Raw genomic sequence first — 11,131 nt, 5'->3', positions numbered from 1 at the left:
GTTGTGATAAACGGCCATAGTTCTCGGGAGGGGGCTGGCGGATTCACAGTTCAGGCTCGCACACGCATAGATCTATTGGTTTTACTTGGAGAGTTTTCGATGTCTAAGAGCGCGCAAGATTACACCCCCGACGAATTGCCAATGGACTCGGTAGAAACAAGATTGCCAGAAGCAGACCATTTTGACCAAGCCGAAACTTGGGGAGTCGAGTTTCTCGCCGACGAGACGGCAGATTGGGAAGAAGCGGTTGACGACAGCGATCCCACTGCTTTGGCCACCGAATCCGAAGACGAATTTGTCTCCTTTTCCGTCTCCGAAGAAACCGAGGCGTCCGATGAATCGATCGTCGCTTCGGCCAGTGTGCAAACCCTCAAGATAGCGCTGTTCAAAGTCAAAAACTGGCCCGAGTTCAAAGTTGAGATGAAAAAGAAGTGCCGAAGAGTTCTCGGCCGTAAAATCTGCGTCAACGTCCCGCAGGCTTACCAACGCAACTGCGAGCTCAAAGCCTTCGCCGAGATCAAGCTGCCGTCAGCCAATCAGGTGAAACGAAAGATCGAGTCGTGCGTGAAAAAGGCGGTCGCAGCTGGAGTGCTGGCAGGTATCTACACCGGCAATATTGCCGCCGCCACCGCCGCCCTCAAGCTATCCCTCCAGGCTTGTCTGAAGAGCGAGGGGGTTCAATCGCTCAATCAGTTATCGGTCAAGGTGCGCACAGAAAAGAAATGCGGAAAGTGGAAGCCGCGCTAAGCTTTGTTCGAGCGAACAACAAGATTCAACCAAAAAGCACTCGGCCAAGCCGAGTGCTTTTCTTCGCAACAAATAAGGAAGGCGCCGATTAGAACGTAATAAAAGGGCGCGAGAACAAGCGTTGACGTTCCCAAGTCGCCTAATCGATTGCGATGCCGATTCCCGGGTTCGCCGTAGGCCTTTTACCGTTCCAGCACGGTTTGCAAGAACTGCTGCGTCCGTTCTTCTCGCGGCGAAGTAAAGATCTCCGCCGGGGGCCCTGATTCGAGGATTCGTCCTTCGTCGAAAAAGAGGACGCGATCGGCGATTTCTCGGGCAAACGCCATCTCATGCGTCACCAGCAGCATGGTCATGTCGGTCTCTTTGGCCAGCTTGCGCAGCACGGTCAGCACTTCGTGAACCAGTTCGGGATCAAGCGCCGAGGTGACTTCGTCAAACAGCATGACCTGCGGCGACATCGCCATTGCGCGGGCGATGGCGACGCGCTGCTTTTGCCCGCCTGAGAGTTTGGCGGGATAGGCGTCGGCTTTGTCGGCCAGACCGACCATATCCAACAGTCGCTCAGCCGTTTGTGTCGCGGCGTCGTTCGCTTCTCCGTGCACCAACTGCGGCGCGAGCGTCACGTTTTGCTGCACCGTCATGTGCGGGAAGAGGTTGAAATGTTGGAACACCATTCCCAGCTTCTCGCGAACTTTACGCAGATGGGGTTCGTCGGCCGCAGCGTTGGTTCCGTTGCGCTCGATATGCCACATCGGCGTGCCTGCGATGAAGATCTCGCCGTCATCCGGCTGTTCGAGCGTCATCAGCATGCGCAAGAGGGTCGACTTGCCCGATCCGCTGGGGCCGATGATCGCAACCTTTTCGCCGGCTTGGATATCGACATCCAGTCCGCGGAGGACGGTCAGTTCGCCATATCGCTTGACAAGGTTGCGAACGCTCACGATCGGTTGGTCGGAAGTCATACAGTAGTGATCCTTTACGATTGTGACGCTTCGACGCGGCGCTTCAGCCAGGAGACGCCAGCCCCGGAAAGAATGCTGAGCGTCAGGAAGATGATGCCGACGATCGTCAGCGGTTCCTGGTAGCGAAAACTTTGGTTGCCGACGATTTTGGCGCGCTGCAGCACGTCCAGCACCGTGATCGCTGACAACAACGGCGCGTCTTTAAACATCGCGATCAAGTAGTTGCCCAGCGCCGGTAAGATCGGCGGGATCGCTTGGGGCAAGATGACGTGTCGATAGGTTTGCCAGGTCGTCAGATTGAGCGCTTTGGCGGCGATCCACTGACCGTGCGGAACCCCGTTTAAACCGGCTCGATAGACTTCAGCGGTGTAACAACTGTAGTGCAGGCCCAAAACGAAAATGCCGGACCACAGCGGCGAAAGCCAGCCGCCGGAAAGCTCGGCCAGCGTGTAGTAAACGAGATATAACTGCACCAGCAGCGGAGTGCTGCGGATGAACTCGACTAGTCCGTAGGTTGGCCAACTGACAAGGTGCATCTGCGAGCGGCGCATCACCGCCCAGGCGAGTCCCAGTAGAATCGCGAGCGTCATGCCGCCGGCGACCGCCAAGAGCGTAACGCCGAGACCTTCTAGAATGTCCGGAAGGATTCGGATGGCGAATTCCCAGTCCCACATTATCGCGCTCCCCCATAGTCTTGGCCACGCGCGAGACGATGTTCGATCTGTCTCACCGCGGCGGCGATGCATTGCGAGAGTACGAAATAAATCAGCAGCAACATGCTGAAGATCGCGAGCGAGCGATGCGTTTCGGTCCGCAGAAACATTCCCATCTGCGTCAGGTCAACCACGGTGATCATCGAGACCAACGCCGTGCTCTTCAGCAACTCGATCATCAGATTACCGAGCGGCGGCGTTGCGGCCAGAGCGGCTTGCGGCAACACGATATGACGCATCGTTTGCCAGGGGGTCAGATTCAACGCTTTGGCGGCGATGCGTTGACCAACAGGAACGGATTGGATCGCGGCGCGGACGACCTCGGCGCCATACGCGCCGATATTCAGTCCCAAGATGACGATTCCTGCGACCATCGCCGGCATGCTGACGCCGATTAAGCCCGGCATCGCGAAATAAAACCAATACAGAAGCACGATCGCCGAGGCGCCGCGAAAGGTTTCGACATAGATGGTCGCCGTCCAGCGGACGATCGGATCACGCGAATCACGTCCGAGGCCCGCTAACAGCGAACTGACCAACGCCACGGCGATTCCACCGAGCGTGATTAAAATCGTGGCCCACAGACCTTGCAGCAGGATCGGCAATAAATCAAACGGAGGAGGCATCCTGATTCGCAGATGTTATGGTTCGTCAGAACCGATGAGTTGGGCGGTTGTGATGTCGCCGGGAAGCGTCGACTTGCCGAACCCGAACGGTTCGATCAATTGCAAATGTTCCGGCGTGCCGACGAAATCGGCGATCTCTTGATTGAACGCACGACGCAATTCGTCATCATGTTTTTGGAAGCCGAACGCGCCGTAGCCCAAGATCGATTTGCCGTCGATCACTGGATTTTCAAATGGCTCGGCGGACTCGATTCGGTCATCGTCAGCTTTCGCCAACAAATCGTTGACCGTCAGGATGGTCGCCGCCGCCGCGTCGATTCGATTGGCCGTGATTCCATCGATCGCGCTGCGATAATCGGGAAAAACGACGATTCGCTCCTCCGGTACGCCAAGTTGCTGAGCGTAACCATGCTCGACGCTTCCTCCCATCACGCCGATCCGCGCTTGCGGATTGCCCGCCACATCTTGGTAGCTATGCAGGTTCAGCGGATTGCCGGCGCGAACGATGAAACCCTCGCCGATCGCATAGGTGGGATTGGAGAAGTCGATTTCCTTTGCGCGCTGCGGCGTGACATACATGCCGGCGGCGATCAGATCAAAGCGGCCTGCTTTCAAGCCGGGGATCAGTGCGCCAAACTCGGTCACAACCGGTTCAATCTTCTTGGCGCCCAAGCGGTGCAGGATCACTTTCGCGATCTCGGGCGCTTCGCCGGTGATCTGACCGGTCGTCGTGACGTAGTAACCGTAAGGGGGTTCGTTGGCGAAGCCGATGCGTACGGTGCCTGTACGGCGGATGCGCTCTAAGGCGGAACTGGGCTGCGGCGGATGTGAGACTCGCCACACAATCGCCCCGATGACTGTGATCCAAAGAATCGCCAACACGACGCCTAGCGGCGTAATCTGATTTTTCGCTTGCGGCATCGCTTCCTTCCAAGTTTGGAAAGGAGATGGCGACCGCACTGACATAGCAGCACGCGACGACGCTAACTGAATAGCGCTAGGAGAGCACGCCGCTCAATTGCGGCGTGCATGAAGGGGGTCAGTTTAGACCAGATCGCGCCCGCTCTTCAACCGTACCTGCCAAACAGGTCGATCAATTCAGCGAAAGCTTGGCAGTTCGTCCGCTGGCGACGTCACTTGCGTTGCTCTTCGGCGCGACGTCTGACAACATGAAATCAAAGACGTTGTCACCCGGTTCAATCACGGCGATCAGACCGGAGGTAGGGCCATCGCCATAGTGCTCAGGAAGCAAATCGACGACACGATGCGAATGGCGATTGCGCCGCCGTGAATTTCGGCAACCACCTTTTCGATTTGCGCGATCTTCCTGTGTCGTGCGTTTGACAATCGTCACGGCGTATTTGCCAATCGGCAATTCGTGCTCCATGCGCGAATAGAGTTCGTAGCGACCTTGTTTGTCGGTCTGGCCATAAAGTGATTCTGACATTCCACGGCATTTGAACGTGACAAATGCGTTCGAAACCGGTTCGCCTTGATAGGTAATGACTCCTTCTACTGTGGCCGGTGCGGGTTCCGCCGCAGCCGAGTGATAACGGAGGAGAACTAGCAATCCCCCTAAAAGAAGTGCGCCAGCGTACGTTGATGTCTGTCGAAGCATATCGTCTCTTTCCTGTTCCATGAGGGGTGAACGACATCTTCTATTTAAACAACTTTGGCGGGAAAAGTTTCGCAAATGTTAACTCAACATATAAAAACAGCGCAAAAGCGTGAATTACTGCGGCAAATACGGTCCTGAGCCAGTTTCTCGGGGTGTCTGCGTTGAAACCAAATCTCGATCGTGTTAGGGTGACTCGATCGCCTTCGATAGGCGAACTCACCTTTAGGCAATGGCAAGCGTCGGATTAACCATCCACGGCAAACAGGAAACGTTCACACTACTTCATGCGATGACCGAGACTTCCCCCCCGGCGGAAAACGACAGGGAGTCCGTTCGTCTGCGTCGTCCCGAAAAACGGGACGCTCAGTCGTTGTGGCGATTGGTGTGCGCTGACGAAACGCTTGATACCAATTCCTGTTATCTCTATTTGCTTCAGGCGACCGAGTTCGCCGATTCGTGCGTCGTTGCGGAACTGAACGGTGAGATCGTCGGTTTCGCCACGGGTTTCCGCCCTCCGACGCGTCCCCAATCCCTGTTTGTATGGCAAGTGCTTGTCGCGCCTCCAGCGCGCGGCATGGGACTGGCCAAGCAGTTGCTGCTGTATTTGGTAGAGCAGGGAGAAGCGGTGCAGTTTATCGAAGCAACGATTACCCCATCAAATGTTCCGTCGCGCCGTCTGTTTGCGTCGCTAGCGTCCCGGTTGGGAGCAGTGATCGAATACTCGCGACGTTTTGAATCCGCGGACTTTGGCGCTTCAGGTCATGAAGCGGAAGAGCTCGTCCGCGTTGGCCCTATTTAGGAGACAGAATGAATATTTTCCAGCGAATGGAATCAAACGTGCGCAGTTATTGCCGCTCGTTCCCGACGATCTTTACTCGCGCAAAAGATCACCTGCTATTTGACGAACAAGGCCGCTCCTTTATCGACTTTTTCGCGGGCGCAGGTTCGCTCAACTATGGTCACAACAATGACGTGATCAAGTCGGCCCTGCTCGAGTATCTTTCGGCGGACGGAGTGACGCACGCACTGGATATGTCGACGGCCGCTAAACGCGATTTGCTGCAAGCGATGCAGGATGTGCTGCTTGCTCCGCGTGGACTTGATTACAAGGTGATGTTTCCCGGACCGACCGGCACCAACGCCGTTGAATCGGCGCTGAAACTGGCCCGAAAAGTGACCGGTCGCGCCAATGTGATCGCCTTCACCAACGGCTTCCACGGCATGACCCTCGGCTCTCTGGCGATGACCGGCAACTCGGGCAAACGCGCCGGCGCCGGCGTCGCGCTGTCGGACGCGTCTCACATGCCGTTTTGCGATTACTTTGACGCCGATACCGATACGATCTCGCTGATCGAAAGCTATCTGAGCGACAACAGCAGCGGCATCGAACCGCCGGCGGCCTTCATTGTCGAAACGGTGCAAGCCGAAGGCGGCGTCAACGTCGCTTCGAAAAAATGGCTGCAGCGATTGGCGGCTTTGGCCAAAAAAGTGGGCGCTTTGCTGATTATGGATGACATCCAGGTCGGCTGCGGTCGCACCGGTCCGTTCTTCAGCTTTGAATTTGCGGGGATCAAGCCCGACATTGTTTGCTTATCCAAATCGTTCTCCGGCTATGGGTTGCCGTTGGCCGTCGTGCTGATGAAGCCGGAACTCGATGCGTTTCAACCGGGCGAGCATAACGGAACGTTCCGTGGACACAATCCGGCGTTCGTCACGGCGACCGCCGCGTTGCGTAACTATTGGCAAGACGATCAACTCTCGCTGGCCGTCAATCGTAAAGCGAAGAAGATCAAAGCGACATTGCTCGATCTGGCCGAAGCATATGGCGCCGACGTTCGTGGTCGCGGTCTGATTCAGGGAATTCAGTTCCATGAAGAAGATGTCGCGTCGAAGATTTCTCATGCGGCGTTTGGACGCGGGCTGATCATTGAAACAGCCGGTCCCAACGACGAAGTGGTCAAGACATTGCCGCCGCTGACGATCGCCGAAGATGCGCTCGACAACGGTCTGAAGATCCTGGTCGATTCGGTTCGCGAAGTCATGGGTAGTCCCCGGACCAAGAAGCCGGCCCAATCGATGGCGGCCGCCGACGAGGTTTCTGGCTAAATAAAAAGCGATGAGGCGACGCTGCCGGCTAGTCCAGCAGCGTCTTCATGCTCTCGCGTAACAACTCTAACTAACCAACGCGCGTCGCACTCTGCGGCGCGCTGCACGGAGATACTGTACAGTGATCGTCAAAAAATTAAACGATACCATCGGGACCGAAGCGGAAGTCATCTCGAATAATTGGACCAGTCGTCGCTTGCTGCTCAAGAAGGATGGCATGGGTTTTTCGTTGCACGACACGATTATTCGCGCCGGAACGACGACCCCAATTCATTATCAGAATCATCTCGAGGCCGTTTATTGCATCGAAGGCAAAGGACGCGTCCAGCTAGTCGACTCAGGCGAAGTCTTTGAAATCGAAGCCGGCACTGTCTATGCGCTCGACAAGAATGACAAACATTTGCTGTCGGCCGACGTCGATATGCGGATGGTCTGCGTCTTCAACCCGCCGGTTGTTGGTACTGAAGTTCACGACGAAAACGGCGTCTACCCGGCGATCTTAGATTAGCCACGACATCATCGTGTCGTAGTCGTACGACCAAGCACAACTTCGTAAAGGAACCAGCAACCGACAATCGGATGATCCAACTGGAGAAGGAAAACCCAATGTCGAACGTCATTCAAGCACACTACGATCCCTATGCGTCACGTATGGGAGAAATCTGGGAGGCCGCGCCGCGCATCGATCCGGTTGTCTGGCCAGGGCGAAGCGGTACTTTGCCCGACTCCGAGATCAGCAACTTCGCAGACAACGGCTATCTGTCGTTTCCGCAACTACTCAGTTCGAGCGAAGCGGTGCAGTACTTGGCCGAAGCTGAAAAGATGCGGCGGAGCGCCGATCAGGATCGGCCGGAAGTGATCGCCGAACCGCAGCGGAACGAAGTACGTACGATTTTTCGCGTCCATCGCGACAACGAACTGTTTCGCAGCATCTGCCTAGATCGGCGAATTGTTTCCAAGGTCGAACAAATTCTGGGCAGCGAAGTTTATATTCATCAATCGCGAATCAACTACAAGCCGGCTTTTCACGGCAAAGAGTTCTTTTGGCACTCCGACTTTGAAACTTGGCACGTCGAAGATGGCATGCCGCGCACCCGTGCGATCAGCGTTTCGATCAGCCTGACCGACAATCACGAGTTCAACGGACCGTTGATGTTGATCCGCGGCTCACATCATTATTACATTCGTTGTATCGGAGAAACGCCTGAGAACCATTATGAGGTATCGCTGAAGAAACAGGAGTTTGGCGTTCCCAGTCGCCAGGCGATCGAGTTTCTGACCAATCAAGGAGCGATCAAAGCGCCCAAGGGAGGCCCCGGTTCGGCGCTGATGTTCGACTGCAACACGATGCATGGCTCGGGCGGAAATCTCAGTCCGACGCCGCGGACCAATCTGTTTGTCGTTTATAACAGCGTCGAGAATCGGCTCGTGGAGCCGTTTGGCGGATTTGCGCCCCGGCCAGGGTTTCTTGCAGAACGGGAAGACTGCTCGTTGGATGATATCTAGCGAATCGATCAGAGTTCGATTCTTCGTCGATTTAAACGACGCGCATGTCGAACAAAGCGACACGAAAAAACGACCAGTCGTCACCGATGTTGGTCGTTTTTCAGGTTCTTGTTCCGACGTATCCCGCTTTTTTCGCCGCGTCAGGAAAACGTCGTCGTCTTGGCACGGTTTGTGCTCTTAGCGTTCTCCCATACTGGCCTGTGCCATCTCGTCCCGGATCGCGTCGGCGCGCGATCCGGTCGAGTTGGCCGTTTTCCTTCGTCCACTTGGTTGCTCAGTCGGCCAGATTGACGGTGACGGTCTTGTTCTCCAGGTAACCGTCAAGACCCGCGGCGCCCAGTTCGCGTCCCAGACCTGACATTTTGAAGCCGCCAAACGGCGCCGCCGTGTCAAACACGTCGTAGCAGTTGACCCAAACGGTTCCGGCGCGAACATCGGCGGCGAAGCGGTGCGCCTTTTTGACGTCGTTGGTCCAAACGGCCGCGGCTAGTCCATAGAACGTGTTGTTCGCTCGCTGGATGATGTCTTTTTGGCCTTTGAACTTCAGGACTGACATGACCGGGCCAAAGATTTCGTCGGTCGCGATCTTCATATCGTCGGTCACGTCGGCAAACAGGGTCGGCTGCACATAGAAGCCTTTGTCGCCATGTCGAGCGCCGCCGCTCAACAGGCGAGCTCCCTGTTTTTTGCCGAGATCGACGTAGCTCAAGATTTTTTCCATCTGCCGTTGGTCTACCTGCGGGCCTTGCTCGGTATCGGGATCGAGCGGGTCTCCTAGTTTGCGATCCACGTTCATCGCGGCCATCCGTTCGCAGAATTCGTCATAGATCGAATCTTCGACAAAGACGCGACTGCCGGCGGTGCAACATTGGCCTTGGTTAAAGTACAGCCCGAAGTGGGCGCCAGCGATCGCGGCGTCGAGATCGGCGTCGGCGAAGATGACGTTTGGGCTCTTGCCGCCGAGTTCAAACGTGACCCGCTTCATCGTGTCGGCGGCGTTCTTCATGATCGTTTGAGCGGTGATGTGCTCACCGGTAAAAGCGATCTTGTCGACGCCGGGATGTTTGACTAGCGAACCGCCGGCGGTCGGACCAAATCCGGGAACCACATTGATTACGCCATCGGGGATGCCGGCCTCTTTCGCCAGTTGCGCCATGCGCAAACAGGTGAGCGGCGTTTGTTCGGCCGGCTTCATCACAATCGTGCAGCCTGCGGCGAGCGCTGGTCCCCATTTCCAGGCGGTCATCAACATCGGGAAGTTCCACGGAATGATCTGACCGACCACGCCCACCGGTTCTCGGCGGGTATAGCAAAAGTAGTCGCCGCGAATCGGAATGGTCGCTCCTTGGATCTTGTCGGCCCAGCCAGCGTAGTATTTCAAGCAGTCGACGACCAGCGGCAGATCGGCGGCGAGCGCGTCACGAATCGGTTTGCCGTTATCAAGCGATTCGAGAGCGGCCAGCTCTTCTTTTTCTTGTTCGATCAATTCGGCCAGACGGTAGATCAGCGCGCCGCGATCGCGGGCGTCCATTTTTCGCCAAGGCCCGCTGTCGAAGGCGTTGCGAGCGGCGCGAACGGCGACGTCAATATCGGCGGCGTCCCCTTCGGCGACTTCAGCGATCACCTCCTCTGTAGCCGGGTTCAACGTGGCGAAGGTATTGCCGCTCATCGCGGGCACCCATTGGCCGTCGATAAAGCACTGCGTATGGCGAACTTCGGGCGAAGTCGAGGAGTTAGAACGAGAAATCGTAGCCATGACGGGGAATCCTTTTGTAACAGGAAGTGTCGGTATTTGCATTGTAGGGCGTAACGCGTGCCCCAAGCAATCGGTTTTGAGGCGAGATACGGCCTAGCTGCGTTGGAAAGAGCTCTCGCTCGCGATAGAATGATCGCCATACAAGTCGCCGCGATCCTGCGATGCCAGCATTCGATTGTGGGGCGACGACTGTCAGGAGAGATTTTTTTGCAAGATTTCGACTACGCGGCGCCGATTTCCACCAACGAAGCGGTCCAGTTGCTCGCAGACCCCGCCCACAAAGCGGTCGTGATGGCCGGCGGTACCGATATTTTGGTTTTGTTACGAGAACGTCGCCGCCGTGCAACGCTGGTTGTCGACGTCAAAAAAATCGCCGAATTAAATGAGTTAGCGATGACCGCCGATGGCGGACTCTTTCTCGGCGCGGCCGTTTCCTGTAGTCGCATCTATCGCGAAGCGGCGATCATGGAAAAGTACGCCGCACTGGTTGATGCGACCAAAATCATCGGCGGTTGGCAAATTCAATCACGAGCCACGGTCGGCGGTAATCTCTGCAACGCGTCTCCGGCGGCTGATTCGATTCCGCCGCTCGCCATTTATGACGCCGTCGCCGAGATCGCTGGTCCCAAGGGACGCCGGCAGATGCCGGTCGCCGAGTTTTGCAGCGGCGTCGGCAAGAATGTACTGGCGCGTGGCGATCTGCTGGTCGCGATTATCTTTCCTCCGACCGAAGCGCGAAGCGGAGCGGCTTACCAACGATTTATCCCGCGTAACGAAATGGACATCGCCGTCGCCAGCGCCGCCTCTTTTGTAGAGTTGGATGAACAGGGGATCATTTGCAAGGCGCGGATCGTATTGGGCGCTGTCGCAACGACGGCAGTTCGCGCCGCAAAAGCCGAGGAAGCGCTCCTCGGCCAGTCGCCAAGCGACGAACTGTTCGTCAAAGCAGGCGCGCTGGCCGAGCAATCGGCTAGTCCGATTGATGACATGCGTGGAACGATCGAGTACCGCAAGCATTTGTGCGGCGTGCTGACGCGTCGAACGCTGGCGATCGCCGTCGAACGCGCCCAAGCAAAGAACAAATAGAACGACCAACC

The 11,131-nt window shown here is 56.5% G+C and carries 12 protein-coding genes; 6 read left to right on the top strand and 6 right to left on the bottom strand.

The genetic code is table 11. The features are described 5' to 3' along the window. Positions 1-3: 3 nt before the first annotated feature. Positions 4-747, top strand: coding sequence for a hypothetical protein (locus M4951_RS16360; protein ID WP_262022721.1), 744 nt, complete (start codon positions 4-6; stop codon positions 745-747). Between the two features lie 182 nt (positions 748-929). Here M4951_RS16360 and ehuA read toward each other — a convergent pair whose 3' ends face one another. The 5 genes from ehuA to M4951_RS16335 all read right to left on the bottom strand — a co-directional run bounded on the left by ehuA (position 930) and on the right by M4951_RS16335 (position 4,666). After that, complete coding sequence (gene ehuA, locus M4951_RS16355; protein WP_315985736.1) at positions 930-1,709, bottom strand: ectoine/hydroxyectoine ABC transporter ATP-binding protein EhuA; 780 nt, start codon at positions 1,707-1,709, stop codon at positions 930-932. 14 nt (positions 1,710-1,723) lie between these two features. Then, complete coding sequence (gene ehuD, locus M4951_RS16350) at positions 1,724-2,383, bottom strand: ectoine/hydroxyectoine ABC transporter permease subunit EhuD (RefSeq protein WP_262022720.1); 660 nt, start codon at positions 2,381-2,383, stop codon at positions 1,724-1,726. Beyond that, complete coding sequence (ehuC, locus tag M4951_RS16345; RefSeq protein ID WP_262022719.1) at positions 2,383-3,048, bottom strand: ectoine/hydroxyectoine ABC transporter permease subunit EhuC; 666 nt, start codon at positions 3,046-3,048, stop codon at positions 2,383-2,385. The genes ehuD and ehuC overlap by 1 nt, the downstream gene beginning before the upstream one ends. A 15-nt stretch (positions 3,049-3,063) precedes the next feature. Next, positions 3,064-3,969: an ectoine/hydroxyectoine ABC transporter substrate-binding protein EhuB gene (gene ehuB / locus M4951_RS16340; RefSeq protein WP_262022718.1), complete on the bottom strand. Its 906-nt coding sequence runs from the start codon at positions 3,967-3,969 to the stop codon at positions 3,064-3,066. A gap of 172 nt (positions 3,970-4,141) precedes the next feature. After that, positions 4,142-4,666 (bottom strand): carboxypeptidase-like regulatory domain-containing protein, encoded by a 525-nt coding sequence (locus M4951_RS16335; protein WP_262022717.1) that lies wholly within the window; start codon positions 4,664-4,666, stop codon positions 4,142-4,144. Between the two features lie 229 nt (positions 4,667-4,895). On the opposite strand from M4951_RS16335, the gene ectA reads away from it, so the two are divergent. The 4 genes from ectA to M4951_RS16315 all read left to right on the top strand — a co-directional run bounded on the left by ectA (position 4,896) and on the right by M4951_RS16315 (position 8,278). Then, positions 4,896-5,465, top strand: a complete 570-nt coding sequence (gene ectA, locus M4951_RS16330) for a diaminobutyrate acetyltransferase (protein WP_262022716.1) — start codon at positions 4,896-4,898, stop codon at positions 5,463-5,465. Positions 5,466-5,473: 8 nt separating this feature from the next. Further along, positions 5,474-6,772 (top strand): diaminobutyrate--2-oxoglutarate transaminase, encoded by a 1,299-nt coding sequence (ectB, locus tag M4951_RS16325; protein ID WP_262022715.1) that lies wholly within the window; start codon positions 5,474-5,476, stop codon positions 6,770-6,772. A gap of 121 nt (positions 6,773-6,893) precedes the next feature. Then, complete coding sequence (locus tag M4951_RS16320; protein WP_262022714.1) at positions 6,894-7,280, top strand: ectoine synthase; 387 nt, start codon at positions 6,894-6,896, stop codon at positions 7,278-7,280. A 98-nt stretch (positions 7,281-7,378) separates the two neighbouring features. Beyond that, on the top strand, positions 7,379-8,278 hold the full coding sequence (locus tag M4951_RS16315; RefSeq protein ID WP_315985735.1) for a phytanoyl-CoA dioxygenase family protein: 900 nt from the start codon (positions 7,379-7,381) through the stop codon (positions 8,276-8,278). A gap of 274 nt (positions 8,279-8,552) precedes the next feature. Here the strand turns inward: M4951_RS16315 and M4951_RS16310 are convergent, their stop codons facing one another. Continuing rightward, positions 8,553-10,034 carry an aldehyde dehydrogenase family protein gene (locus M4951_RS16310; protein WP_262022713.1) on the bottom strand — a complete coding sequence of 494 codons (1,482 nt, stop codon included), beginning with the start codon at positions 10,032-10,034 and terminating at the stop codon, positions 8,553-8,555. 129 nt (positions 10,035-10,163) lie between these two features. On the opposite strand from M4951_RS16310, the gene M4951_RS16305 reads away from it, so the two are divergent. After that, positions 10,164-11,120, top strand: a complete 957-nt coding sequence (locus M4951_RS16305) for an FAD binding domain-containing protein (protein ID WP_262022712.1) — start codon at positions 10,164-10,166, stop codon at positions 11,118-11,120. Positions 11,121-11,131 lie beyond the last annotated feature (11 nt).

It is taken from the genome of Blastopirellula sp. J2-11, from assembly GCF_024584705.1.
Taxonomy (GTDB): domain Bacteria; phylum Planctomycetota; class Planctomycetia; order Pirellulales; family Pirellulaceae; genus Blastopirellula.
The sequence above is the reverse complement of the archived record's forward strand: the minus strand, read 5'-3'. Positions and strand labels throughout refer to the sequence as shown.